A 26,517-nucleotide genomic window follows, 5' to 3' on the forward strand; every position below is an offset into this window, starting at 1 on the left:
AATGATTAAATTGAACGATTATTTACATCACTTTGCTTTTTCTCATAAGAAGAATCTGTACCAGTTTTTTGTTGTGTATCTGTTGAAGAAAGTGTACGTGGCGTTACAACCGCTTTAGTTTGCGTGTTAGCGTTGGTTTGATAATTTTCATTTTTAGCTTCTTGTTTTGCTTCATCAATCGCGGCTTTTGTTTCAGTTTTTACCTCACTCGCCGTATTCTTTGCTTCTTGTAGCTTTTGACGAGCAGATAGAGAAAGGTTTCCGGATTTTTCTTTTATAGATGCGACAGTATCTTTAGCATCCATCGTCCCAAGTTTCGCTTTCAACATGGTTTCATCTTTCATTTGCTGTGTACGTTCTTTTAATTTAATAGATGAATCGCGAAGATCGTTTCTAAATTCATTTCCGTTTTTAGGTGCATATAATAGAGCTGCTGCAGCTCCTACAAGACCTCCTACTACTAATCCTGTAGCAAAACCAGAGGCATTACTTTTCTTGCTAACGTTAGTATCAGCATTTTCTCGTGTTTGGAAATCGGAATGTGTAAAAACCGGTTCCGCAGTAGTCGTTGGTGTATTTGTATAGTTAGGCATAGTATAAATCCTCCTTTTAGTCTGTATAAAACCCTACCCGGAACGTATCGATGATAAACATGAAGTATAGAAGGGTGAAGTGAGATGTAGGATAAAAGCTAGTATTCTAAAAGGAGAAATAAGGGGGAAGAGTATGATAACTCATAGGAGCTATTTTGGAGCAATAGAAAAAGCCGGGCAACGAGCACCCGGCCGATTTCTATTTATTTCATTAACTTTTTAATTCTGGAAGCATACGAACTTCTTCATTCATTGCAGATTTGCAAATGGGGCATTGCGGTTCTTTTTGCAAAGAATAGTCAGCGCGCATCCAGCAAGAGCATCCATCACTCGTACATGCCCAAACCTTCGTTTCTACGTCTGGAATCGGCTCTGCAGGTTGTTTTGAAAAAAAAGCCATAGATATCCCCCTTTTCTGTTCTACTTATAGTATACGCCTAAAAGAGGAAAAATATGTATCAATTTGATTACATATTTAAAATAAGTTCATATTGAAGAGAGATATCCCTTGCCCATCGTGCATGAATCTCTTTAATTTCTTTAGGAGATTGTATCGAGATGTTTGTTTTTAATGTCCATAAATACTCAGCAGCTCTATCAACATAAGTTGCCAAAATATCTCCTGACAAACGATATAGACCATTCTCTTTCGTTCTTATAAATTGCCGTAGAAAAGGATGTGACTCACAATAGTTCAAACTTTCTTGTGATATTTCCGCTTCTAGTCTAACGTAGTTTCTTGGTGAGATTTGAGATGCCCAATTATGAATGGTCACGTCAGTAAAGTCTTTCACTTCTATCGGTTCATAGTTAATCACAGCGTGTTTAATATCTGATAGTTTAAAAATATGATAATCCATAAGTGAATAACAGTATGCGGGACAATACCATTCACCATTTTCGCTAAAGAGGCCGATCAGTTGAATGTTGCTGTACAATTTTTGTTCTTTCATCGTATAAAGAATTGTAACAATCTTTTGCTTGATTGAAGCTTCAAGGATGATTGGTGCGATTTGGTTCTTAGCAGGCACCGGCAGCTGAACAAAAAGCCGTTTTTGAATTTGCGTCCAATTTTCCTTAGCATCTTCAGGCATGAATTGTTGAAGTTTATTTACTATCGATCTACTTTGCGTTTGAAATGGAAAGCTCGTTTCAGTGAATGTCTGTAAACTAAAAAGAATAGAGGAGGCTTCCATCTCGGTAAAACCGATAGGAGGCAGGATCCGGTCATTTTCGATTCGATATCCGCCGTGTGGTCCGAATTCAGAAACGATGGGAAGACCCATCTCAATAAGATTCAATAAATCTCGCTGAATCGTTCTAGTAGATACTCCGAATTCATCGGCTAATTCCTTTAAGGTAAAATGCTTTTTTGAATTTATGGAAAGCAGTAGCCGTTCCAGTCTTTTTATCTTTGACATGTTAGACTCCTAATTGACATATTCATGGATTAAAACTTTTGTACTAGTCTTCGTATGTTATATCGTACAAATCAGATAAAATGTTAGGGTTTATCCAAATAAAGTAAGAATAAATTTAAAAACACGTTATTCCAAAGGATAACGTGTTGATTTCGTAGTATGAAAGGTAGGAAAACTAATCTGCGGTCATTGTTTTAGTATTAGTTCTTAACTATTGAAGAAAGGTGTTCAATACATTGAACCATATCCGCAAGCTGTTTATCAGTGAGCTGTGACATGTACTTGATCAGTACACCGTTTCTTTTTTCTTGAATTGCATGAAACGCTACTAAACCGGTTTCATTTAATTGCACGTATACAATTCTTCGATCGAGGTCAGACCGATAACGATCTACTAGTCCTCTTTTAACAAGTCGGTCGATGATAACGGTAGTAGCACTAGCGCGTACTTTCATAGCGTCAGCAATCTCAGAAACCGTCCATTTCTCACGTGATGACAATGTCTTTAATATTTGGAATTGAGTAGAAGTTATCTCTTCTTCTTCCCAAATCTCAGGCTTTATCACGTCCATGATCTCATTAAACGCTTTCTCTATACGCTCTACTTCCATTAATACATTTCTACTATCTGTCACCACTTTCACAGTACTGCCTCCTTAGCTTACATTACTCCTATTTTAATATAAATTTCCGATAAGTTCCATTAAAGAGTAGTATAAAGTATCTAGTTTTCAATGTGTATCTCTGTGCTAGTATTTAAACTATTGAAATATAGGTTTAATTTAGAAATAAAAATATATTTTTCTGATAATAGAGGAATTCTCTTATTATTATCTAATAAAAAATAGAGAGATAAAGGGGGATGTGCAATATGGCACGTATTGCTTGGATTACAGATAGTACAAGCTGCATCACACAGGAAGAAGCGAAGGAACTTGGTATTCATATTATTCCTGTATCAGTCATAATGGAAGATAAAATTTATAAAGACGGTATAGATATTACTCCGGATGAATTTTATGCAAAACTTGAAAATGTTTCTGAGCTTCCAAAAACGAGCCAGCCAACAGTCGGAGAGTTTTCTGACTTTTATGAAGTTCTAAAACATAACTATGATTGTGGAATTGCCATTCATGTTTCTGAAAAATTCAGCGGAACGATCAACGGGTCAAGACTTGGCGCAGAGATGGCAGATTTCCCTGTACATATCGTAGATTCAAAAATATTATCTGAATCCATGAAACAACTTTTGTTAAAAGGGAAGAAGCTCGAAGAGGAGGGCCTAGAAGCCGAAGATATAGCTATGATGCTTCGTGAAACGGCAGGGCATGTAAAGGGGTATGTATGCATAGGAAGTCTTGAACAGTTAAGAAAAGGTGGCAGGTTATCTGGCGCAAGCTTCCTTGTTGGAAATCTTCTTCAGATCAAACCCATCCTTACGTTTGATGATGGTTCACTCGTACCATTCGAAAAGATCAGGACATTAAAAAAGGCAGAATCCCGCGTTCTAGCTTTATTTGAGGAAGCTGCACAGAATAAAGGTGCATACGGTGTAAGCGTCGTATACAGCGGCTCCTCAGAGAAAGCGGAGGATTGGCTATATCTCTTAAAAGAGAAGTACCCTCATATTACATTCAATCTAGGGCAGCTGAGCCCCGCGATCGGCGTCCACGTCGGCGCTGGCACCCTAGGCCTCCTCTGGTTCGAAGAATAGGGGTCTGACCCCACACAATTACAAACAGCCAGAATGTCCATCTCGGGTGGACATTCTGGCTGTTTTGCATTCAATCATCTATGCTCGTTTCTGTTTCTTACGCTTTCTTTCGAACGGCAAAGACGATCAAAATACCCCATAGGATAAGAAGAGGCAACAAAGCTGACATTTCTGTCAACAAATCTACTGAAATAAATTCGGTCAGAATTGTTTTTAAGTTCGTAATGATGATTAAGCCCCCAGCAAGGACTCCTAATAGTGCAGGTTTAAGCTTTTGCACGAGCCATGCTGCAAAAGGAGCTGCTATAATCCCACCTAACATCATCGCAACTACGACCTGCCAAAGCATGGTCTCCCAACCGATAAACAAAAAGAAACCGATAGAAGCTGATAATGAAACAGCAAATTCACTGAAGTTTACAGAGCCGATCGCTTTACTGGGTGTAAGGTTTTTCTGTGTGAGCAGAATAGGAGTCGTAATGGGCCCCCATCCCCCGCCGCCTGTCGCATCCATAAACCCAGCGAGGAGTCCTAATGGCTGATACATCCTTCTCTTAGCTGTGCTACTCTCTGTAGAATCAGTTTCAATATTCACGTTCACTTTAATCAGTAAAAAGCGAAACAAAACATAAAAGCCAAGTACTAATAAAAATAAGGAGATGTACGGTTTTATAAAAGTCGAAGGAATATAACTTAAAAAAGCAGCACCTAAGAATGCACCAATAGCCCCTGGAATGACAAGTTTTCTCACTGTTTTCATATCAACGTTTCCGAATTTAAGATGTGAATAGCCTGAGACAGCAGATGTCACAACTTCAGATAGATGAACAGAAGCCGAAGCTAAAGCCGGTGAGAAACCAACAACTAACAAAAGAGTCGTAGAAGTAACGCCATATGCCATGCCAAGAGAGCCGTCAATGAGCTGAGCCATGAGGCCGATCAGAGCTAGCATTACAATTTTTTTCATAAAAGGTCCTCCAACAATAGAGATTCTATAGATTATGGTGACAAAATGAGAATGGTTAGGAAAATGTTTATGATTTTAAAATTTTTCTCTGTAATTTCATACAAAAAGAACTGAAATAATTGTTTTTTTTCTCATTTTTAGATACTCTAATAGACAGTGTTGCAAGTAGAGGTTAATCGCCTTTATTTTGTGGAATAATACAAAACAGACATAAATACATAAATTGGAGTGATATGTACAATGGAAATCGGTTTAATCGGCCTTGGGAAAATGGGCTTCAATATGGCACTGAACATGAATGATAAAGGAAATACGGTTTTCGCTACAGATGTCAACAAAGACACTGTGAAAGAGATTTCAGCAGAAGGTGTTAAAGGTGTTGACTCGATCGAAGAACTTGCTAATTCTTTCACAGGAAGAAAAGCAGTTATTCTTCTAGTTCCAGCTGGAGAGATTGTTGATCAAGTAATCGAACAATTGAAGCCGCATTTAACAGAAGGCGATATCATCGTTGACGCTGGAAACTCCATGTACAAGCACACTCTTCGCCGCTATCAAGAACTTAAAGCGGCTGGCATACATCTTGTAGATGTTGGTACGAGTGGAGGAACTGATGGAGCTCGTTACGGTCTTTGTGCAATGATGGGTGGAGATGACGATGCGGTTAACTATCTTGCTCCACTATACGAAAAAATCTGTGTTGAAAAAGGATTCATGATCACAGGACGTGCAGGTTCTGGTCATTTCTTAAAGATGGTTCATAACGGAATTGAGTACGGTATGATGCAAGCGATCGGAGAAGGTTTTGAGATCTTAGATAAAAGTGATTTCGATTATGACTATGAAGCGGTATCTAGAGTATGGAACAACGGATCAGTTATCCGTAGCTGGCTGATCGAACTTATGGAGAACGCATTCAGCAAACAGCCGAAACTTGAAGACATCCGCGGAGTGATGAATTCTTCAGGTGAAGGAATCTGGACAGTTGAAGCTGCTCTTGACTACCAAGCATCTGCTCCAGTTATCGCATTATCACAATTCATGCGTTTCCGTTCATTAGAAGACGACACGTTCCACGGTAAAGTCGTTGCAGCTCTTCGTAACGAATTTGGTGGCCATGCAGTCGTGAAAAAATAATAATATGCTTTTATGAAGACCTCATTGCTTATACGTTTAAGCAGAGGTCTTTCATTAATTTTTGGACATACAACATATACTAGTGATGAAGAGACAGGAATAGGAGTTTTGATCATGGAAGAAAAGTTTGTTCGTGAATCCCGGACGGTTAAATCCTCTGTAGTACTACCACCTGACACAAATAATCATGGTACGTTATTTGGAGGAAAATTGATGGCGTACATCGATGATGTTGCTGCTATATCAGCAATTCGACATGCGCGAAAGAATGTAGTTACGGCTTCAACAGATTCGGTTGATTTTTTACAGCCGATTAAAGAAGGACATTCTGTGTGTTTAGAATCATTCGTTACATGGACAAAAACAACATCAATGGAAGTCTTCGTAAAAGTGATCTCCGAGAATTTATTGTCAGGAGAACGGAAAGTTTGCGCTGTTTCTTTTCTAACATTCGTAGCATTAGATGAAGATGGAAAACCGACTCCAGTGCCAAAAGTCATACCTGAAACAGAAGAAGAAAAATGGCTGCATGAGCATGCACCTGAACGAGCGATTGCGAGGAAAAAACGCAGAGAAGAAAGCAAAAGATTGGCCAAAGAGTTCGGAGTAAAAAAACCTTGGGATCCCATGTGAGCATAAAGATATATTTTTAGCAATTTGCAGTTCATAAAATTCGCATTTTGAAAATAAGATGCTATAATTAAGTTACCTTTTTCCAGCCAGGGATACAGAACCCTGGCATTATACTGTTAATTGTTAAAGCCCCTGATCGTTTTTTTCGAAGAAAACGATCAGGGGCTTTTTAGTGTGCAATAAAGTATGTATAAGACCGCTGGCCGGTTAGAGACAGTTTAGGTAAAACACCTTCAATATCGTTCCTTTTTATTACATAACGAAAGCGTGTTGTGCAAATGCTAAGAAAAGATTGGTAAAAAGGTGGATGGTTATGCGAAATAGAAGAAAACGTCCAATCATTAGAACTCATAAAAAGTTAACGGATATGTTAGCAGATAAAAAGCATGATGATCCTTCTTCTCTTCAGTCCAAAACCATTTCTATGGAAACATCTAATAGAAAAGAAACGGCAGAAAAGGTTGTCGGAGAACTTAGCCCCATTCTCCATGTAATGGTGGATCGGGTAAAGACACTCTTAGGTGACCCTATGGATTTAATCGTTCGTGAATTTGAATTCGAGTTAGAAGAAAAGGCTACGGCAACCTTATTATTCTTAGAAGAAATGAACGATCCTCAAATTTTAAATGAGTTTATACTTTCACCCTTAATGTCACTTTCATCTCAAAAACAATCTTCTCCAGTACCTGTGGACCATGCATTACATTACATCAAACAAAATGCATTAGCATTAGGAAGAGTTTTAGATGTCGAAACAGAAGATGAACTAGTGGAAGCTCTTTTGGCAGGGTTCAGTGTTCTTTTAGTTGAAGGGAATACGAAAGGTCTAAAACTAGGTACGACGGGCGGAAAAGTTAGAGGGATAGAAGAGCCTTCCTCAGAAGTAGTTATTCGTGGTCCTAAGGATTCTTTCACTGAGTCGATTAAAACGAATATCTCATTGATCAGGCGCAGGGTAAGGTCCAAAGATATTAGGATCGAAAAATTTAAAATAGGAGAGGTCACACATACCGATGTGGCCATCGTTTATCTAGAGAATATTGCAAATCCGTTATTGATCAAGGAAATAAAAGAAAGAATAGAAGAAGTGAAGACAGATGGCCTGCTGGAATCTGGTCAACTTGAAGAGTTCATCCAGGATGAGACTGTTACTGTGTTTCCTCAATTTTTGAACACAGAACGACCAGATGTGGTGATTGGAAATCTTCTCGAAGGTCGTGTGGGCATTATTATTAACGGAACACCATTTGTACTAATCGCCCCAGCACAATTTATACAATTCTTTCAATCATCAGAAGACTATTATATGAGATATGACATCAGTACATTTCTGCGCTTATTAAGATTTTCAGTCTTTATCATTTCTTTGATCGCACCATCAATCTATATTGCACTCACCACTTTTCATCAAGCCATGATTCCTACAACTTTATTGTTTGGTATAGCAGCTCAGCGAGAAGGTGTTCCGTTTCCTGCAATTGCAGAAGCGTTGATCATGGAGATTACTTTTGAAATATTACGTGAAGCGGGCATTAGGATGCCCCGTGCTGTAGGAGTCGCTGTCTCAATTGTAGGCGCTCTTGTTTTGGGACAGGCAGCTGTTCAAGCAGGACTTGTTTCTCCTGCCATGGTTATCGTTGTAGGAATTACAGCTGTAGCCAGCTTTGCGATTCCATCTTTCGCGGTTGCCACATCAGCTCGATTATTACGGTTTCCACTAATGTTGATCTCATCTGTTTTTGGCTTCTATGGTCTTACACTTGCATTGATCGTGATCATCGCACATTTATCAAGCTTAAGATCATTTGGTTATCCATATTTGAGTCCTTTTGCTCCTATACAGACACAAGATTTAAAAGATAGTTTGTTCCGATTTCCGATTACCAAATTGTTTAAAAGACCAGAAAAGCTTTCAAAAAAAAACCAAACACGTACACAACCTTATTCGGTTAAGAAAAAACGTGAGGAGGAAACAACACGTTGAATCTGTTAAAAAGTTGTCTTCCTCTCACACTGTGCCTTCTGTTTTTAACAGGGTGCTGGGATCAAAATGAGTTGGATGAGCTTTCAATCGTAATGGGAGTTGGAATTAACTTAGATAAAAAAGGAAATCTAATCGTAACCTACCAAGTGGTCAATCCAACCGAAGTGGCACCAGGCATAACTGGAGCAGGAGGAGGAAAACAACCTGTATTTACCGTCTATGAGACAACAGGTAGAAACTTGATGGAAGCGACGAGAAAAGCAAGTAAACAAACATCAAGACGTTTATTTTTTGCGCATGCGAGGATGCTTGTCTTTAGTGAAAACATAGCAAAAGATAGTATCTATCAAGCCGTCGATATGATTTCACGAGACCCAGAAGTCCGTTCGACCATTCAGGTTGTGGTCGCGAGAGATACGACACCATCTAAATTATTAAGAACGTTTACGGCCATCGATAAAGTTACTTCTGATGAAGTGGCTACAATTTTGAAGGTTTCAGAGAAAAATTGGGGAGAAAACATGCAGCAAGATATAAATGAAGTGCTTCAATCGATTATTGATGAAGGCGGAGAACCGATTATCAATGGCATCATTATAACCGGTGATAAAAAGTTGGCGATGACAGCACAAAACTATGAAGTAGGGGATCCGGCTAGAGTTCAATTATCAGGTATGGGTGTATTCAGAGATGGCAAGCTGCAGGGTTGGTTGGATGGCCCTGAGGCGAGAGGTGTTCTGTGGATAAAGGGAAAGCTTGTTAGTTCAGCGATCACAGTACCTTGTATGGATAAGGATAACGGTTATTCTATCGAAATTGTTCGTTCAAACACTGAACTGTCAGCAGATACAAAACGGGATATACCGACTATAGCGCTTGATGTGTTTCCAGAAGCGAATATTGCAGAAGCAAACTGTGCTGTGAACTTAGAAGAACCTTCTGAAATCGTTAATATCGAAAGTAGATTAAACCGAGTCATTGAAAAAGAAATTCAAAAGACGATTACAGCTTCACAAGGTTTTAACAGTGATGTTCTTGGATTTGGAGAATTATTGTATCGTGAGAATCCAAGAAAATGGCGCAATGATTATAAAAAGAACTACAAAGAAATCTTTCCGAAAATAAAAGTGAAAGTGAACGTCGATTCTCGAATTAGAAGATCAGGTATTCGAACTTCACCATTTTTATTTGAAGAAAAGAAAAAGAAAGAGGCTCCATAATGAAGACCTTCAAGATCGATATCCAACAATACTTTATTATCATCGTTTTATTTGAACTTGGAAGTGCAATCCTTGTTGGTCTAGGAATGGATGCCGGCAGAGATGCATGGATCGCGATACTTTTAGGCATGTTTTCTGGCATGGTTCTTTTTCTAGGGTATTTTTATCTGTATAAACAGTTTCCTGAACAATCTTTAACACAATATCTACAGATCTTGTTCGGGAAATCTATAGGAAAGTTATTTGGTTTTCTATATCTCATGTATTTCATGTACTTAGCTGCTCGTGTTTTACGTGACTTTGGAAGCCTCCTGCTATCCGCTGTTTTTGTCCAAACACCTATTATTGTCGTAAACGCGCTAATGATTGCTACGATTGTTTATGTACTAAAATTAGGCTTTGAGGTTCTGGTGAGAACAGGGGAAATCATATTTTCATTAGTCGTTTTACTAGGAATCACTCTAGCTGTACTCGTTTTATCAGCAGACTTGATGAAATACAATTATCTTCTCCCCGTCTTAGGTCAGGGATTTTTACCCGTCTTGAAAGCGGCATTCCCCGTAACGCCCACTTTTCCTTTTGGAGAGATGGTGGTCTTTACGATGCTGTTTCCTTATTTGAAAACATCAAAGAAAAGTAAAGCACTCACCGTTGGGCTATTTGCCATAATGCTGAGTGGTCTGATCTTAAGTGTAACGGTCGCGATGGACATTGCGATTTTAGGTGGGCATGTTGCTACTCATGTCTACTTCCCATTGCTTGCTGCTGTTGCGAAGATCAACTTAGGAGAATTTATTCAAAGGCTGGATGCGCTCGTGGTGTTCACCCTGATTATTGGAGGGTTCTTCAAAATCTCTGTATTATTTTATGTGGCTGTTAAAGCAACACAAGACATCTTCGGCGTAAAAGAAGAGAAAAAGCTAATAGGCCCGATCGGTATTGTTTTGATCTTGTCATCCATTGTTATAGCAGCAAATTATGTGGAGCATATTAAAGAGGGTTTAAGTATTGTTCCACATTTTATCCATATTCCGTTTCAAGTTGTTTTACCGAGTCTGTTCATTATTGTATTCTTATTGAGAAGAAAGAAACTTAAGTCTTTTGCTTCTTCTCCATCCACATCGACAGAATAAATGTCAGGATAGGTAAAAGGATCAAAGTAATGACTAAGAAATATTCGACTTTATCAACATAGTGAAAGAAAGACATAAAAGATTTTTTTATAACCGTTGCTGGTGCAATTCCTAAGAACCAATCGATGATAATGAGTAATGAGATCATGCAAAATAGCAGAATCATATAAATAGTAACAGGATTTTTCATGGTGTTCACCTCCTGTTTTAGTTTTTGCACGATTGACGTCATTATCCGTAAGTTAAACCCGGGGTGATATATTTTGTGTGGACGATATATGCTTTATTATGAAAAAGATGTGATCATTGATGCATTTAACTTAGTAAATGACTTTGATTATGACCAACGCTTCAACATTGCTCCTGGTCAGAAAGTTCTTTCTGTGATAAAAGCTAGCACAGGAAATAGAGCCGGATATATGAACTGGGGACTTGTTCCAAGTTGGGCGAAGGATCCAAAAATAGGAAATAAATTAATGAATGCCAGAAGTGAGACCGTTTCTGAAAAGCCTAGCTTTAAAGACTCTTTTCTTCGAAAAAGATGCTTGATTCCTGCGAGCGGCTTCTACGAGTGGATTTTAGAGGACGGCAGCACTAAAAAGCAGCCTTTGCAATTTACATTAAAAGATAAAAAGCCGTTTGCATTTGCTGGAATTTGGTCAAGGTGGAAAGGTGAAATCAACGGTCAGCCAGAAGAAAGAATTACCTGTTCTATTCTAACGAAAGCGTCCAACTCTTCTATGGAAAAATATCATCACCGTATGCCAGTAATGTTAGAGCCAGATGTTGGAGAAAGATGGCTGGACGGTTCAGCAGGAAAGGATAAGCTTCTTTCGATACTCCAAGAAAACAATCCTGAATTATTTGCTGAGCAAGTCACGCTAGATTTAAACGTTCATAGAACAAACTGACAGTTTCTTTTGATCAAAAATTAATCAGAGGAAACTGTCTTTTCTTTTGATGAAAATCATACCAGAGTCCTATATTGTAAATTCTTTGTAAGTCTTTCTAACTGTTTTAATATAAAACTAACAATTGAATCGACAGAATTGTGTTATATTTTTCATGGATTTACATGTTTTACATACTATTAGTGAGGCAGGTGGAACGATATGTTCATGAAAATGACGAAAAGGGTTACAAATATAAGTATCATGCTAGTAATGGTGCTTAGCATGGTTTTGCCACTGCAACAAACAGCTTCTGCTGCTGACGTTCTAACGATTAGCGAAGCATTAGTTAAGCAGGATAAATCAATCCAGACAGTGGAAGGGTATATCGTAGGAACTGTTCATGGAGGCAGTGGGTCTTCTATCTCATTCAAACATGAGGGGCCATTTACAGCGAATACTAATTTAGCTCTTGCGGATTCGCCTAACGAGAAAGATAAAACGAAAATCCTGACGGTTCAGTTGCCTAGTAATGCTGCTAGAAGTGCATTGAATCTCGTTGAACATCCTGAGAACTTAGGGAAGAAAGTTCAACTTAAAGGAACGCTTGAGGCGTATTTTAGTGTACCAGGACTCAAAAATGTAAATGAATATCAATTTGTTGATGGAACTCCTTCTGAACCACAAGTCGAAGAAGTCCAGTCTTCTGTTGAAGGACAAGTTGTTTCTAAAGGAACTTCCGTCGAACTTTCTACCGCAACAACAGACGCGGAAATTTATTACACATTAGATGGACAAGATCCGACTACAGATAGCACGCGTTACACAGCTCCTATAACAGTAAATGAAGATGTAACGATTAAAGCTGTTGCTGTTAAGGAAGGATTAAAGAATAGTAACATTTCAGAATTTAAATACCAAGTAGCTCTATCTGGACTTCGTATCCATGATGTTCAAGGAGCAGGACATCAATCTCCTGTTGCAAACAAGGCAGTAGAAGGCGTTGAAGGTATTGTAACAAAAGTGGTTGATAACAATAATTTTTATATGCAAGACGTTAAGCCAGATAAAGACTACAGAACATCTGAAGGGATCTTGGTCTACCAAAAAGACCACGGACAAGCTAAAGGTAATCTAGTATCCGTAGATGGGTTAGTAAAAGAGTGGGTACTTGAAGGATATTCAGATAAGTTGAAAACAGATCTAGCTGTTACAGAAATTAATGCAAGTCGCATCACAAAACTGCAAGAAGGACAAACACTTCCAAAATCAACGATCATCGGCTTGTTTGGTCTGCAACAGCCAACAAGAGTGATCGATAATGATAACTTTGGGGTGTTTGATCCAAAAGAAGACGGCATTGATTTTTATGAAAGTTTAGAAGGGATGCTTGTAGAAGTTAAAAATCCTGGTGTACTTGCACCTCAAAATTACGGGGAACTTGTGGTAGTACCTGATTTCTGGAAGCAAAAAGAATTTAATTCATCAGGTGGTCTAAACATCACAGAGTTTGATTACAACCCTGAGCGAATATTTATCGATATTAACGATGAATCGTTTGTTGCAAAAACAGGAGATTTCTTCTTAGGCTCTATTACAGGTGTTGTGAGCTACGGGTTTGGTAACTATAAAGTGTTAGCTGATCGTGAGGAGCTTCCAACGTTTGTTGAAGGAAGAACAAAACCTGAAGTTACAAAAATTCACGAAAAACATAAAGAGTTAACGATCGCGAGTTTTAACGTCGAGAACTTCTCTGCACTAGAAGAAGGACGTGACAGTACGAGCGACGAAAAAGTATCACGTATCGCAAAATCAATCGTTCGTAACTTAAATGCACCTGATATTGTAGGTCTTGTTGAGATGCAGGATGGAAACGGCCCTACGAATGACGGTACCACAGATGCAAAAGCAAGTGCTGACCGATTAATTGCTGAGATTACAGCGCAAGGCGGTCCGCAATATGTGTATACAGATATTGCTCCAGTTGATGGACAAGATGGCGGGATTCCAGGTGGTAACATTCGTGTTGGATTCATCTACAATCCTGAACGCGTTTCCCTTGCAAAAGGAACAAAAGGAACAGCAACAGAAGCAGTTGGTTTTAAAGATGGAAAGCTTACTGTAAACCCTGGACGGATCGATCCTACTAATCCAGCATTCCAAAACAGCCGTAAGCCTGTCGCAGCACAGTTTATGTTTAAAGGTGAAAGCGTAATTGTAGTGGCCAACCATTTTAACTCAAAAGGTGGAGACCAGCCGCTGTTTGGGAAAAATCAGCCTCCTTTCCTAGGAAGTGAAGCGCAGCGTTTAGAAATTGCGGGAATTGTGAATGGGTTTGTTAGAAATGTAAAGAGTGAAGATAAGGATGCTAAAGTAGTGTTGCTAGGAGATTTCAATGATTTTGAGTTTACGAAGACTCTTAAGAAAGTCAAAGGCAATGAATTGACGAACATGATTGAAAAAGTTCCTTTTAAAGAACGATACACGTATTCTTATCAAGGAAATGCTCAAGTTCTTGATCACATTCTAGTAACGAATAATATGGCGAAGAAAACAAAAGTGGACATCGTTCATATCAATTCACAGTTTATGGAAGAACACGGTCGAGCAAGTGATCATGATCCAGTCTTGATTCAAGTCAAACTAGATAAAGTCAGATAAATAAACAGCCTGTTTTCTAAGGGATTGTTGCTTTTAAATCTTTTGTATTTTCTTCTTTGATAGTTGGTTGGAGTGGAAGGTGAGAGACTCCTGCGGGACAGGTGGGCAGGTGAGACACTTAAAAGTGAAACGTTCGAATGTGGCTCACCGCCTGCCCCGCGGAAAGCGAGCAGCCTGGAACGGAAATCAACGCTTCCAAAAGCAACTAAGCTTACGAAAACAGCCAATAAATAAAAGTCATCCGCATATTGTGGATGACTTCTTCATGTTAACTGCAGTTTAGCGACGGTATCCGCCACCTAGTTGTTGTTCTGCCATTTGAACAAGACGTTTAGTGATTTCACCACCAACAGATCCATTCGCACGGGATGTTGTGTCTGGTCCTAGTTGAACACCAAACTCAGAAGCGATTTCATACTTCATTTGATCCAAAGCTGCTTGTGCTCCAGCTACTACTAATTCGTTAGAGTTATTGTTACGTGCCATATGTATCACCTCCTTGTACTACTAGTCTGTATATATTTTACAAATTTATGCACTTATGGAAAAAGTTTTTTCTTAGGTGATGAACGTAATAGGTATTCGCATATTTTTGCCTTAACCGACACCAAAACCCTTAAATTTCGTATGATACATCATCCCCCTATTTTTATTTTCTAGATAAGCACTGAGCGGTTTCTATCGCTCAGTGCTTTCTGTTGTTGGGACTTTTGTTGAAACTAGACTAGTTTTTGAACTCTAGCTGATTCCTGCATAGCAAACTAATTTTGTAGAAATTAGAATAAAGAAAATGTATTTGATTTTCACTGATTCGTTCTATAATGAATGAAGGATGCACGTTTATGAGGAATTGAAAAAATATGGAGTAAATCTGTGAATCTTTCTTAAGAACAATGTAATTGGGAAGAGGGTGTACGATGGAGAAACAAAATGAAAATTTACGGTGGAAAGGTATAGGACTTGCATTAGCAGGAGCTTCACTATGGGGATTCTCAGGAAATGCGGCAGAATGGATCTTTTCACATTCAGCAATGACTGCCACATGGTTAGTATCTGTCCGCATGGTGATGGCTGGAGCGCTGCTGTTATTTCTTATTTCTTTTCATCACAACATATTTGAAGTGTGGAGAAATAAAAAAGACAGATTGGATTTGATCGTATTTTCTTTAACGGGCATGCTTGGTGCACAGCTCACGTTCTTTTTGAGTATAGAAGCGGGGAATGCACCAACAGCAACACTGCTTCAATTTTTAGGGCCGGTCTTTATTACGGTTTACTTTGCGTTAAAATTCTTGAAATGGCCAAAACGAAAAGAATGGATTGCAGTTCTGATGGCTCTATCAGGAACATTTTTGTTATTAACGAACGGAAGTTTACAAGAGATAACCGTTTCTGAAAAAGCTGTTTTTTGGGGAGTTCTGTCAGGAATATCTGTTGCGGTATATACTGTTTATCCTGTAAGGCTGCTGAAGCAATATCCCTCTGCTATGATCGTAGGTTGGGCTATGCTGCTCGGTGGCGCTGCTGTTTCCACATTTACTCAGCCGTGGCAAGCAAATGAGATCGATTGGTCGTTCTCATTGGTTGGGATGCTCTCTTTTGTAGTGATATTCGGTACCTTATTGCCATTTTATCTTTACTTAGACTCTTTAAAGTATATAAGCTCGACAGAAACGAGTTTACTCGGAAGCGCTGAACCTTTAGTGGCGACGCTAGTATCGGTCATTTGGCTAGGTACGGCGTTTGGAAGTTACCAAACAGCTGGTGGCATGCTCATTATTTTAACAGTATTCTTACTATCCATGCCCGAAAAAGGATTGATTCAAGTAAATCAATCTGTAAGAAAGTAACACAAACGCATGATTTGACATTTATACAGAATCGTACCACTATTGTAGGGAAGAACTTTCAACAGGAGACGATGCATATGAATGACAAAATAGTATTTTTCGATATAGATGGAACGCTAGTAAATGATGAGAAAAAAATTCCTGATAGCACGAAAGAGAGTATCATTCAGTTGAAAAAGAACGGCGTACATGTAGCAATCGCTACTGGACGTGGCCCGTTCATGTTTGAACCGATTCGTGAGGAATTAGAGGTTGATTCGTTTGTAAGTTTTAACGGATCTTATGTTGTTTTTAAAGATGAAGTGATCCACAAGACGCCGTTATCTAGAGAAGCGATTCTTAAAATTGAAGAAGAAGCAGAGAAGGCAGGTCACCCTCTTGTCTATCTTGATCATGAAAGAGCGACAAGTAATGCTGATAATCATGAGATCATTAAGAATTGTACGTTTAATCTCATGCCAAGTTATCCCGTGTTCCACCCAGGATTTTATAAGGAAAATGAAGTTTATCAAGTTTTATTATTCTGCCAGGAACAGCACGAAAATGTTTATCGAGATGGATACAAAGGCATTTTCGATTTTATACGCTGGCATGAAAATGCGTTGGACATTTTGCCAACGGGTGGTTCAAAAGCAAAAGGAATTCAGGTGTTTATGAACGAGATGAACATGAAGCCCGAAAACGTATACGCGTTTGGTGATGCGTTAAATGATATCGAGATGCTTACAGCAGCGGGAACAGGAATCGCTATGGGCAATGGTTTACAAGAAGCAAAAGACGCAGCTGACTTTGTTACAAAATCAGTTGATGAAGACGGCATCTATCATGGATTGAAGCATTTTGGATTGATTTAATAAGTAACACTCTAGTGATTTTCAGCTAGGGTGTTTTTTTGTTCTTAAAACGCAGTGAAAAGGGTCAAGTATGCCTCTTAAATGACGATATAACACGTACAGCTAGTAAAGAAAATTTTAATAGGAGTTGAAACGTGTGAGATCGAATGCTAAGGTGATGTGCTTCTTTTTAATCGTTGTCCTTTTAATCGCAGGCTTTCCACTTAGTACTGCCTCGGCAGCAACCAACACCGCTACAGTTAACGCAACAAGCTTAAATGTACGCACTGAACCTTCCTCATCATCGAAACAGATCGGATCATTAAAAAAGGGATCAATCGTTACTGTATTCAAGATCGAAAAAGGTTGGGCTAACATATCTTTTAATGATAGAAAAGCGTGGGTTAGTTCAGCTTACATAGTATCGAATGGTACAACGAGTTCCTCTACAGCATCTCAAAAGGAAACCAAAACGAAGAAAACTGCAAAAGTAACAGCAACTTCCCTAAACGTCCGAAATGGTGCAGGAACACAGTATAAATCAGTAGGTTCACTTAAGAATGGGAGCGTCGTTTCTATCATTAAAGAAGAAGGTAATTGGTCTTCAATAACATATGGATCGATTAAAGGATGGGTAAGCAGTGCTTATCTTTTGAACCAAACAGGTACATCTCCAACAAATCCTAAGCCTTCTGAAGCCAAACCTGTAAATAGCGGAAAGTGGGGAAGAGTAACAGCAACGTATTTGAACTTTCGATCTGCTGGAAATATATCTTCACCGATCATTGGTTCACTGAAATTTGATACGGCGGTACAAATTTTGTCAGAGTCAGGAAGTTGGATTTACATTCAAACTTCGGATGGAAAAAAGGGTTGGGTATCTAGTCAATACATATCCATACAAACGGGTGGGTCTTCAGTTGTGACAAATCCTAAGCCTGCAACGAAACCACCTGTTGCTCCACCTTCTTCAATAGCCAAAAAAGTTGTCATCATGTCAGATGGGGTAAATATTAGGCAAGGTCCTTCTACTGCTTACTTAATTGTAGCCCATGCAAATCAAGGAGATGAGTTCGCATTTCTTCAATCGAAGAACGACTGGGTACAAATCAAGCTGCCAAACGGCAAAAGTGCTTGGGTAGCTGGATGGCTCGTTGCTTTACAACAGTCACCTACTTCTAACAGTCCTTCAACTTCTAAACCGACCTTAGGGGGATTAAAGGGAAAAAGAATCGTAGTGGATCCTGGGCATGGCGGAAATGATCCAGGTGCTTCTGGTAGATCATTGGGTACACAAGAAGCTGCTATGACGTTGATGAGTGCGAGATTATTAGCCACACAGCTTAGTAATGCAGGTGCAAAAGTAATCTTAACTCGAAGTGATAATACGTATATTTCTCTTAATAAACGAGTGGAGATCAGTCATTATCATTTTGCTGATGCGTTCGTAAGTTTGCATTATAATTCAGCTTCCGATAAAAGTGCTTCAGGACTCTTAACCTTTTACTACGGTCAGAAGGATCTGAAATTGGCAAACTCCGTAAACGCGGGATTGATTCAAGCTAAGACAGGGTTAAAAGGTGGTAATGTAAGGTATGGGAATTTTCACGTTCTGCGTGAGAACAAGCAACCAGCGGTTCTAGTAGAGCTGGGCTTTTTATCCAATCCGTTCGATGAGGTGACGATAAAGAGTAATTCCTTTCAAACAAAAGCCGCAACGGGTATTACAGCAGGCTTGGCTCAATATTTTCAATAAACAATAATAGCGGCATCTCTACAGAAGAAATTCTGAGAGATGCTGCTTTTTAGAATACTAGGATTTCTTTGGAATGATAGTCTAGACATAACGTTGAAATTCACAGAAGCTTTTTTCTATCTTTTTAATCACTTTACTGGATTTAAGACGTCGTTTATTCATATAATTAAAAACATAAATAATAAATGTAGTTAACAATAGGTGGTGCCAAATTTGGAGAACTCTGGACTTATTCTTGAAGGTGGAGGAATGCGCGGTGTTTATACGGCAGGAGTACTCGATGTTTTTATGGAGAACGATCTTTATTTTCCGTATGTGATCGGCGCATCTGCTGGTGCTTGTAATGCTGTATCTTACCTATCACGTCAGCACGGAAGAAATCGCACGGTGAATCTAGAATATAGCTCTCATCCTGAATATATTTCATATAAGAACTGGTTGTTCAAGAAGAAAGGGTTGTTCGGCATGGACTTTATATTTGACGAACTTCCAAATCGATTAGTTCCCTTCGATTACGCTGCATTTAAACAATCGAAAGAAAGATTTGTAGTCGTTGTAACAGACGTAAGAACCGGCCAACCCGTTTATTTAAATAAAGAAGATTACGAAGAGATGGAGATATCAAATGTTTTACGTGCATCATCGTCCATTCCTTTTATCGCACCAGTAGTCGAGCTTGCAGGAGGTCAGATGATGGATGGAGGGATTGCGGATCCTATACCTGTTCATAAAGCTTTGAAAGATGGCGTCCAAAAAGGAGTTGTTGTCCTGACTCAAAACGCGGGGTATAGAAAGAAAAAGCCTAAAATGACGTGGGTAACGAAAAAATTCTATCCTGAATACACAGGTCTCGACGAAAGTTTACGCGGACGCTACATCAAGTATAATGAGACGCTTGATTTTATAGAGAAAGAAGAGAAACGCGGAAATTTATTCGTACTTCGTCCCATGGAGAAGATGATAGTAAAAAGAATAGAGCGGGATCCTAAACGACTCGGAGTTCTATACGACCAAGGAAGAGAAGATGCCCTGAACCAATTAGATAACTTAAGAAGCTGGCTCGCTGAATAAAAAATCCACATACAGTGGCATACACATAAAAAGCAAGCTTGCGATAGAATACACGGAACAGACCTCTATCGCAAGCTTTTTTATTTAATATATCTTCTGAATAACTTGTTCAATATCTGGTTCTTTCATCTGTATATCAACCGGTTCGCCCCATTGTGTGACTTTTTGAAGTAATAGAGGCGAAGAGAGGAGAGAGCGGTCATAATCTATAATTAACTTTTCGTCTTCCCACGTCATTCTTTCAATTCCTTCTAATTGAATCTCAGCCGTGTTTGGTTTTACACGATATTGAATCTCCATAACGCTTGGCAATCCAATATTTTTACGCAAATCTTCCAGCGTTCCATCTAAAACAATTTGTCCGTGATTGATCACGATCACACGGCTGCATAACAGTTCAATATCATCCATATCATGTGTGGTTAACAGGATGGTCTTCTTCTCGTTTTGGTTCAGTTCCTTTAAAAAGGCTCGTATACTGGTTTTTGCATTCACATCTAATCCAATCGTAGGTTCATCTAAGAAAAGGATGTCTGGATCATGAATCATGGCTGCTGCCAGATCTCCGCGCATCCGTTGCCCTAGAGATAGTTTTCGAACAGGGGTGTCCATAAACTTTCCAATCTGAAGCATATCATCATACAACTTCAAAAACTGACGGTACTTCTGATCAGGTACTTTATACATCTCTTTTAAAATATCAAATGAATCGCGTAACGGGAGATCCCACCATAGTTGTGTACGTTGTCCAAATACAATGCCGATTTTTTTTGCAACTTCTTTTCTTTTTTTCTGCGGGCTTAATCCGCCTACTTTAATTTCACCGCTAGTTGGATGAAGTATGCCTGATAACATTTTAATCGTAGTGGATTTTCCAGCTCCGTTCGGCCCGATGTAACCTACGAATTCACCCTCTTCAACTGAAAAAGAAATATCATCTACTGCTCTTACCACATGATGCTTTGTAGAAAGAAGAGAGGCGAACGACCCGATAAAGCCTTTCTTTGTTTCATAAATCTTAAAGTGTTTATTTAATTGCTGAGCTTGAATCATATATAACCCTCCTCAACTTCCTGTACTATGGTAATGACGAATGCCAAACTTCCAAAATCGTAATGAAATGAAAAGAAAAAGAATAGAAACGAGTGGTGGTAATGCTAGATTCCAAAGGTCACCACCTTTGTTTAATAGAAACAGAACAGGTGTGTAGTTCATGAATCCTACTGGAATAACGGTGAAAAAAATGATTTTTAACCAGCCGGGATAGATGTTCATCGGATAGTTGGCTGCATTAAAAGGAGCATACAGAGTAAAGGTTTGAAAATCTTTGATCCTTTGTGTCCAAAAGGCAATGGTTGCCGTTATCAGACCGAGTGAAAAGCAAATAAGTACTCCAGAAACGATGGTTACGGGTAAATAAATTAACAAAAGAAATAATTCAACGTTATTAAGTTTTAAACCGATAATAGAAATAACAAGGATTAGGATGCCTTGTATCGTTCCTCCTATTCGGGACAGGTCTAAATTCTTAGTTAAAAGTAATGAGAGCGGAGAGACAGGTCGGATGAGAAGACTATCGAATTCACCTTCGACCATGTATCGTTCAAAATTATGTACTTCTACACAAAATACTCTGTACAGAGTAATAGCGACAGAAGAGATTCCATAGAGCAAGCCCACTTCATAAAGGTTCCAGCCTTTAACATCATCATAACGCTGCAGGATTGCTGCAAGCAGAACAAAGTCCACTGCCATGATCAAGCCGTATGATAAGGAGGATACAAGAAAGTTCATCTTATACTGCATACGCGATCGTAAACTTCCTGATAATAGTTTCAGATAAAGGTTCATGACTTATCCTCCTTGAATTTCTAACTTATGGCGCGCCTTCTCAGTTAGCCAGAGATTGAAGCTTGTTAAAACCACGACCCAAACCAGCTGGATAAAGATAACTTCACTTGAAACTTTCTCAAGAAATATCATGACAGGATAATAGATGGCTCCGGCAAAAGGTAAATAGGTTGTGATAGAAGACAGAGGAGCTGGAAGTAGATCGATAGGTACGAGTTGTCCACCTAGTCCCACCAATAATGTGAAATTCACAAAATGTGCCCAGTTGATCTCCGTTGTCCAACAAGCACTTATTCCTACTAGATAGTGAAGGTTTATAGAGATGATCATGGCAAACAGAATAGAAATACATAAGAAAAAGTATGACGGTATGTGTTGAGGTATATAAAAGCCTACAGTAAAAGAAAAAACAAGCCCAATAGGAAGAGAGCGAAAGAACAAGTTATACAATAATCTTCCGGCTTCTTGAGAGGTAACATAGAGAAAAAAGTTTGTTGGTCTAGCGAGTTCTAAAGAAATGGCACCATTTCTTACTCCGTTTTGAATATTAAGTCCTGCTGTTAAGAATCCGGATAACCAGAGGATACATTGTACAGCTGCTATGTAGTAGGTCATATCCAGGACACTATAGGGACTTTCATTCTCTTTTCCTTGCAGTACACCGACCCAAATGGCGATGAAAACAAATCCGAAGATTGCGCTAGCTGCATTATTGATTAGATGCGCCACCTTGTATTGCATGTTACGCAGAAAGCTCTTTTGTAAAAGAATCCAGTAAACCATAAGTCCCCCTTTATGAAGTTTTCATTTTTTAGCGCAGAATTATAAAATAGCAAATTTTACAAAAGTTTGCAATTCTTTTTTTGGAGGTTATTTATATGTCATGCTCACAGTGTCGCCGAACAGGAGATTTTCCGGAAAGTGGCTTTTTTCATATCCGTACCGATCATCCTGTTCTAGTGCAAAGTTTAATAAATTTATTCAACGAGAACGGATTGGAAGTTATTCTTACTGGTAATGTTGCATCAGCAAGATACATTAATCTTACAGAACTAAAAGAGTTTATGATAAAATCACTTGAAACATTTAACAAACTTGCTGTGGAATCTTATTATTGTTCAGTCACTTCTTCAATGGAAGAAATGAGTGTTTTTACACCTTGGATCTCTTTTCAGAACTTTTATGAAAGAGTGAAGCATATCGATTTGTATGACATTATTCAACAACAGCTCTTCACAACGCATTCTCAGCCTATCGTTTCGTTGCAATCCGAAGAAATTTTTGGATATGAGTTTTTACTTCGTCCATCAACTGAGGAATTCGAATTTAAACCCTTTGAACTCTTTCAGTTTGCTGAACGAGCAGGGCTTCAGGCGTTGTTGGACGGAAATGCCAGGATGACTTCTATTCGAAACAGCGCAGGAGCTGTTTCGCCAGGGGTGAAGCGATTCATTAATTTCCTTCCATCATCGATCTATGACCCAAAGCATTGTCTCGCTACAACATTTAAAGCAGCCGCTGAGGCAGGAGTAGATCCGAATGATCTAGTCTTTGAAGTGGTGGAGACAGAAGAAATCGCAGACATCAATCATTTAAAAAGCATCCTTCAAGCATACCAAGAGCGAGGAATGAAAGTAGCATTAGATGACTTGGGTGCCGGGCATTCAACAATCTCTGTATTAAAAGAGCTGAAACCAGACTATGTAAAGATTGACCGTAAAATCATTTCTTTCTGTGATGAAGACGCATCTAAAGAGAATATGATACAAAAAATCGTTGATGTCGCAAAAGAAATAGGTGCTGTCGTACTTGCTGAAGGAATTGAGCGAAAAGAAGAAGCAGATATCGCTTTAAGATGCGGAGTTGAGCTCGCACAAGGCTACTATTTTGGCCGTCCTGTTCCAACAAAATCATTAGCTGCAGCTGTTCGATAAATTTACGAAAACCTTATCAAAAAAAGATAAGGTTTTTTTAACGAATGACTTGGAATAGTGACCAACTTCTAGTAATCTATAGATAGATGCTTTTGTAATATAATTGTAAAATTAACGGGAATATTTCCAAAAGGAGCGGAATGATGGTAACGAAAGCGGATCCGGAAAAAAAGAGGAAAAAGTCGCAAGTACCCTTTCGTTTAAATGTCTTGTTTTTGGTCGTCTTTTTTCTTTTTTCAGTCCTTATTTTAAGGCTAGGTGTTCTCCAAATTGTTAATGGAGAGGAAAAACGACTAGAGTCTGAAGCAGTTGAAGAAGTTATCGCAAGGAAAGAAGCGCCACGAGGAAAGCTGTTAGACAGCAACTTCCGAGAGGTCGTAGGGAATGAACCTTTCTTTTCTTTAACATATACGAAAACAGTAGATACAAAAGCAAAAGACACGATGCGGATTGCAGAATGGCTAGCTGATCGCCTTGGGGTTACAGAAGATCAGATCAAAAAAATAACAGAACGCGATAAAAAAGACTATTTCATCGCGAAACATGATGTAACAGAAATGATTGATGAGCGTCTTAGCAAGAAGGAAAAGAAATTAAGCGACAAAGATCAATACATCGCACTCGTCAATAAAATTACAGAAGAAGAAATCAAAAGTCTAACTGACAAAGATATTAAGATTCTCGCTTATAAACGTGCGATGGATACAGGCTATGCCTATTCAGCACAGCGAATTAAAACGAATTTGAACAACGAGGAAGTTTCCGTGATCTCAGAGAATCTTGGTGACCTTCCAGGGGTAGATATTATGGCGGATTCAAAAAGAATCTATCCATACGGTGGTTCTACCATTTTTGGACAAGTTAAACAGATTCCAAAATCAAAAACAGATTACTTTATGAGCATGGGATATGATCGAAGTGATCAAGTGGGAATCAGTGGTCTTGAAGATCAATATGAAAATGTTCTAAGAGGAACTAAAGAAAAATCCGTATACCTGACAAATCCAAAAACAGGTGCAACGATCGGTGAACCTAAGACGATTCCAGGACAACGTGGAAAAGACATCGTTTTAACTTTGGATATGGAACTGCAATTTCATTTAGAAAAGATTCTTGAGGAAGAAATATTACGAGCTAAGCCACTAGGAGGAAATGATCTTCTAGACTCAGCTTACATCGTTATGATGAACCCTAAGACTGGTGAAATAAAAGGAATCGCAGGGAAAAAGTACGAAGACGGAGAATTTACAAATGATTCTTATGGAGCTTTGTTTGATGCTTACGAGATGGGTTCAACAGTAAAGGGAGCTACCGTATTAACTGGTCTTCAACAAGGACTAGTTCATATGGGAGAAGTTATTGAAGATAAACCTTTCACAAAAGATGGAATGAATAAATCTTCTTGGAAAACAATGGGCCCAATAACAGACTTACAGGCACTAATGATGTCTTCCAACGTCTATATGTTTAACATCATGGACCGCATGATTGGTCCTGAACATTGGACTCAAACGTACGCTGAAGCACGTTATTCCTTTAATCAATACGGTTTAGGAGTAAAAACAGGAATTGACTTTCCAAACGAAGCTGTTGGGTATGAAGGAAAACCCCCTGAGGGAGAATCAGCTACTCTCTATGACTTAGGTATCGGTCAGTTTGATACGTATACAACCATGCAACTTGTTCAATATGTATCTACTATTGCAAATGATGGATATCGCGTTAAGCCACATCTTGTTCGTGAGATTAGAGAACCAGCAACAGATGATAAGAGTCATGGTAAACTCTTAAAACGCTTTGAGCCAGAGATTTTAAACAAGATTGATGTTGAACAAAAATACATTGAACGCGTTCAAGATGGATTCTGGCAAGTTATGCATGGATCCAGAGGAACTGCTAAAGGCTATTTTGATGATCCTGCAAAATACCACAATCCAGCAGGGAAAACTGGGACTGCTCAGCGTATTATCAGGCACCCTCGTACGGGGAACATTGTGGAAAAGCATAATCTTACGCTTGTAGGTTACGCACCATTTGAGAATCCTGAGATTGCTTTTGCCGTAGTTGTTCCAGAAGGTACACCACAGAACGGAAACCAGAAGATCAACAAATACATCGGCCAACGTGCACTGGAAGCATATTGGAACTTAAAAGAAGAATACGGTGAGAATGCGGCAGCAGTTACCGGTAATTTAGAAAAAGACAGCGAAGAAGACTCAGCAGAATAATGCTGAGTTTTTCTTTTTTAGTGGTTTCCCATTTTTTAAAGGCTCTTTTCAAAATCCTCTTTTCTAAAGGATTGTTGCTTTTAAATCTTATTATATTCACTTCTTTGACTGTTGATTGGAGTGGAAGGTGCGAGACTCCTACGGGACATGCGGGCAGGTGAGACACTTAAATGTGAAACATTCGAATGTGGATCACCGCATGCCCCGTGGAAAGCGAGCAGCCTGTAACGAAAATCAACTACGTTCAGGAAGCTACTTTGTATACGAAAAAAAAGCCCTGTTAAAAAACCTATGTACAAAAAGAAAAAGCCGGCAAATGGCCGGCTTTCTTCCTTCACACTATTCATTATTAGCAGAAGCAAGCTGCCCCAACAATAATCAATAGAATAAATAACACTACTACCAATGCGAAAGAATTGCCATAAGAATAACCCATCGATTTTTCCTCCTTTAATTCTTGCAATTGTTAATTCCATATATCCTATGCCTGTTTTCATAATTGAAGTGGGCATGAGCCCAGATTCCATCAAAATAGGCTTTAAATGTATGTTTGACTATGAAAGTGTCAACGATTTGTAAAGACTGAATACTTGTGAAGAACATATCTTCTTTGTTTTAATGAAAGTAGAAAGAAAATACGT

Annotated in this window: 26 protein-coding genes; 15 read left to right on the plus strand and 11 right to left on the minus strand. The window is 38.9% G+C overall.

Annotated features, from left to right (window positions below; genetic code table 11):
* Positions 1 to 5: 5 nt before the first annotated feature.
* From ACNJYY_RS07270 to ACNJYY_RS07285, 4 genes are all read right to left on the minus strand, one after another.
* On the minus strand, positions 6 to 593 hold the full coding sequence (locus tag ACNJYY_RS07270; RefSeq protein ID WP_416731177.1) for a YtxH domain-containing protein: 588 nt from the start codon (positions 591 to 593) through the stop codon (positions 6 to 8).
* Between the two features lie 211 nt (positions 594 to 804).
* Positions 805 to 993 (minus strand): cold-shock protein, encoded by a 189-nt coding sequence (locus ACNJYY_RS07275; RefSeq protein WP_066392730.1) that lies wholly within the window; start codon positions 991 to 993, stop codon positions 805 to 807.
* 67 nt (positions 994 to 1,060) lie between these two features.
* Complete coding sequence (locus ACNJYY_RS07280; RefSeq protein WP_416731178.1) at positions 1,061 to 2,014, minus strand: helix-turn-helix transcriptional regulator; 954 nt, start codon at positions 2,012 to 2,014, stop codon at positions 1,061 to 1,063.
* 200 nt (positions 2,015 to 2,214) lie between these two features.
* Complete coding sequence (locus ACNJYY_RS07285) at positions 2,215 to 2,658, minus strand: MarR family winged helix-turn-helix transcriptional regulator (protein WP_137789994.1); 444 nt, start codon at positions 2,656 to 2,658, stop codon at positions 2,215 to 2,217.
* A gap of 227 nt (positions 2,659 to 2,885) precedes the next feature.
* Here ACNJYY_RS07285 and ACNJYY_RS07290 point away from each other — a divergent pair, with 227 nt between their 5' ends.
* Positions 2,886 to 3,728 (plus strand): DegV family protein, encoded by an 843-nt coding sequence (locus tag ACNJYY_RS07290; protein ID WP_416731179.1) that lies wholly within the window; start codon positions 2,886 to 2,888, stop codon positions 3,726 to 3,728.
* Between the two features lie 97 nt (positions 3,729 to 3,825).
* Here the strand turns inward: ACNJYY_RS07290 and ACNJYY_RS07295 are convergent, their stop codons facing one another.
* Positions 3,826 to 4,695: a sulfite exporter TauE/SafE family protein gene (locus ACNJYY_RS07295; protein WP_416731180.1), complete on the minus strand. Its 870-nt coding sequence runs from the start codon at positions 4,693 to 4,695 to the stop codon at positions 3,826 to 3,828.
* Between the two features lie 240 nt (positions 4,696 to 4,935).
* Here ACNJYY_RS07295 and gnd point away from each other — a divergent pair, with 240 nt between their 5' ends.
* From gnd to ACNJYY_RS07320, 5 genes are all read left to right on the plus strand, one after another.
* Positions 4,936 to 5,832, plus strand: coding sequence for a phosphogluconate dehydrogenase (NAD(+)-dependent, decarboxylating) (gene gnd, locus ACNJYY_RS07300; protein ID WP_416731181.1), 897 nt, complete (start codon positions 4,936 to 4,938; stop codon positions 5,830 to 5,832).
* Positions 5,833 to 5,946: 114 nt separating this feature from the next.
* Positions 5,947 to 6,465 (plus strand): acyl-CoA thioesterase, encoded by a 519-nt coding sequence (locus ACNJYY_RS07305; RefSeq protein WP_416731182.1) that lies wholly within the window; start codon positions 5,947 to 5,949, stop codon positions 6,463 to 6,465.
* A 313-nt stretch (positions 6,466 to 6,778) separates the two neighbouring features.
* On the plus strand, positions 6,779 to 8,449 hold the full coding sequence (locus ACNJYY_RS07310) for a spore germination protein (protein ID WP_416731183.1): 1,671 nt from the start codon (positions 6,779 to 6,781) through the stop codon (positions 8,447 to 8,449).
* Positions 8,446 to 9,669 carry a Ger(x)C family spore germination protein gene (locus ACNJYY_RS07315; protein WP_416731184.1) on the plus strand — a complete coding sequence of 408 codons (1,224 nt, stop codon included), beginning with the start codon at positions 8,446 to 8,448 and terminating at the stop codon, positions 9,667 to 9,669. The genes ACNJYY_RS07310 and ACNJYY_RS07315 overlap by 4 nt, the downstream gene beginning before the upstream one ends.
* Positions 9,669 to 10,802 (plus strand): GerAB/ArcD/ProY family transporter, encoded by a 1,134-nt coding sequence (locus tag ACNJYY_RS07320; protein ID WP_416731185.1) that lies wholly within the window; start codon positions 9,669 to 9,671, stop codon positions 10,800 to 10,802. Before ACNJYY_RS07315 ends, ACNJYY_RS07320 begins: the two co-directional genes overlap by 1 nt.
* Here the strand turns inward: ACNJYY_RS07320 and ACNJYY_RS07325 are convergent.
* Positions 10,762 to 10,992: a hypothetical protein gene (locus tag ACNJYY_RS07325; RefSeq protein WP_416731186.1), complete on the minus strand. Its 231-nt coding sequence runs from the start codon at positions 10,990 to 10,992 to the stop codon at positions 10,762 to 10,764. The two genes, ACNJYY_RS07320 and ACNJYY_RS07325, sit on opposite strands and share 41 nt — an antisense overlap.
* Before the next feature lie 73 nt (positions 10,993 to 11,065).
* Between ACNJYY_RS07325 and ACNJYY_RS07330 the strand changes: the two genes are divergently transcribed.
* The 3 genes from ACNJYY_RS07330 to ACNJYY_RS07340 all read left to right on the plus strand — a co-directional run bounded on the left by ACNJYY_RS07330 (position 11,066) and on the right by ACNJYY_RS07340 (position 14,636).
* Entirely contained in the window at positions 11,066 to 11,713 is a 648-nt protein-coding gene (locus tag ACNJYY_RS07330; RefSeq protein ID WP_416731187.1) for an SOS response-associated peptidase, read from the plus strand.
* A gap of 207 nt (positions 11,714 to 11,920) precedes the next feature.
* The gene (locus ACNJYY_RS07335; RefSeq protein WP_416731188.1) at positions 11,921 to 14,353 is read left to right on the plus strand and encodes a DUF6359 domain-containing protein; all 2,433 of its coding nucleotides are present in this window, start codon (positions 11,921 to 11,923) and stop codon (positions 14,351 to 14,353) included.
* Positions 14,354 to 14,462: 109 nt separating this feature from the next.
* Positions 14,463 to 14,636 (plus strand): hypothetical protein, encoded by a 174-nt coding sequence (locus ACNJYY_RS07340; protein WP_186320555.1) that lies wholly within the window; start codon positions 14,463 to 14,465, stop codon positions 14,634 to 14,636.
* On the opposite strand, the gene ACNJYY_RS07345 is transcribed toward ACNJYY_RS07340, so the two are convergent.
* Positions 14,633 to 14,839: an alpha/beta-type small acid-soluble spore protein gene (locus ACNJYY_RS07345; protein ID WP_066288466.1), complete on the minus strand. Its 207-nt coding sequence runs from the start codon at positions 14,837 to 14,839 to the stop codon at positions 14,633 to 14,635. The genes ACNJYY_RS07340 and ACNJYY_RS07345 overlap by 4 nt on opposite strands.
* 431 nt (positions 14,840 to 15,270) lie before the next feature.
* Between ACNJYY_RS07345 and ACNJYY_RS07350 the strand changes: the two genes are divergently transcribed.
* From ACNJYY_RS07350 to ACNJYY_RS07365, 4 genes are all read left to right on the plus strand, one after another.
* Positions 15,271 to 16,203 carry a DMT family transporter gene (locus ACNJYY_RS07350; RefSeq protein WP_416731189.1) on the plus strand — a complete coding sequence of 311 codons (933 nt, stop codon included), beginning with the start codon at positions 15,271 to 15,273 and terminating at the stop codon, positions 16,201 to 16,203.
* A 77-nt stretch (positions 16,204 to 16,280) separates the two neighbouring features.
* The gene (locus ACNJYY_RS07355; RefSeq protein ID WP_416731190.1) at positions 16,281 to 17,057 is read left to right on the plus strand and encodes a Cof-type HAD-IIB family hydrolase; all 777 of its coding nucleotides are present in this window, start codon (positions 16,281 to 16,283) and stop codon (positions 17,055 to 17,057) included.
* A 136-nt stretch (positions 17,058 to 17,193) separates the two neighbouring features.
* Positions 17,194 to 18,792: an SH3 domain-containing protein gene (locus ACNJYY_RS07360; protein WP_416731191.1), complete on the plus strand. Its 1,599-nt coding sequence runs from the start codon at positions 17,194 to 17,196 to the stop codon at positions 18,790 to 18,792.
* Between the two features lie 213 nt (positions 18,793 to 19,005).
* Positions 19,006 to 19,863 carry a patatin-like phospholipase family protein gene (locus ACNJYY_RS07365; RefSeq protein ID WP_416731192.1) on the plus strand — a complete coding sequence of 286 codons (858 nt, stop codon included), beginning with the start codon at positions 19,006 to 19,008 and terminating at the stop codon, positions 19,861 to 19,863.
* 84 nt (positions 19,864 to 19,947) lie between these two features.
* Here the strand turns inward: ACNJYY_RS07365 and ACNJYY_RS07370 are convergent, their stop codons facing one another.
* Genes ACNJYY_RS07370 through ACNJYY_RS07380 form a run of 3 tightly spaced genes read right to left on the minus strand, consistent with a single transcriptional unit; the run spans position 19,948 to position 22,497 of the window.
* On the minus strand, positions 19,948 to 20,916 hold the full coding sequence (locus ACNJYY_RS07370) for an ABC transporter ATP-binding protein (protein WP_416731193.1): 969 nt from the start codon (positions 20,914 to 20,916) through the stop codon (positions 19,948 to 19,950).
* 12 nt (positions 20,917 to 20,928) lie between these two features.
* Positions 20,929 to 21,714: an ABC transporter permease gene (locus ACNJYY_RS07375; protein WP_416731194.1), complete on the minus strand. Its 786-nt coding sequence runs from the start codon at positions 21,712 to 21,714 to the stop codon at positions 20,929 to 20,931.
* A 3-nt stretch (positions 21,715 to 21,717) separates the two neighbouring features.
* Complete coding sequence (locus ACNJYY_RS07380; RefSeq protein ID WP_416731195.1) at positions 21,718 to 22,497, minus strand: ABC transporter permease; 780 nt, start codon at positions 22,495 to 22,497, stop codon at positions 21,718 to 21,720.
* A gap of 95 nt (positions 22,498 to 22,592) precedes the next feature.
* Here ACNJYY_RS07380 and ACNJYY_RS07385 point away from each other — a divergent pair, with 95 nt between their 5' ends.
* A complete protein-coding gene (locus ACNJYY_RS07385) occupies positions 22,593 to 23,648 on the plus strand; it encodes an EAL domain-containing protein (protein ID WP_416731196.1) in 1,056 nt (351 codons plus the stop codon).
* Between the two features lie 143 nt (positions 23,649 to 23,791).
* Positions 23,792 to 25,876, plus strand: a complete 2,085-nt coding sequence (locus ACNJYY_RS07390; RefSeq protein ID WP_416731197.1) for a peptidoglycan D,D-transpeptidase FtsI family protein — start codon at positions 23,792 to 23,794, stop codon at positions 25,874 to 25,876.
* A 349-nt stretch (positions 25,877 to 26,225) separates the two neighbouring features.
* On the opposite strand, the gene ACNJYY_RS07395 is transcribed toward ACNJYY_RS07390, so the two are convergent.
* Entirely contained in the window at positions 26,226 to 26,312 is an 87-nt protein-coding gene (locus tag ACNJYY_RS07395; protein ID WP_082820548.1) for a YjcZ family sporulation protein, read from the minus strand.
* Between the last annotated feature and the right edge of the window lie 205 nt (positions 26,313 to 26,517).

It is taken from the genome of Fictibacillus tiangongensis, assembly GCF_048083785.1.
Lineage (GTDB): Bacteria > Bacillota > Bacilli > Bacillales > Fictibacillaceae > Fictibacillus.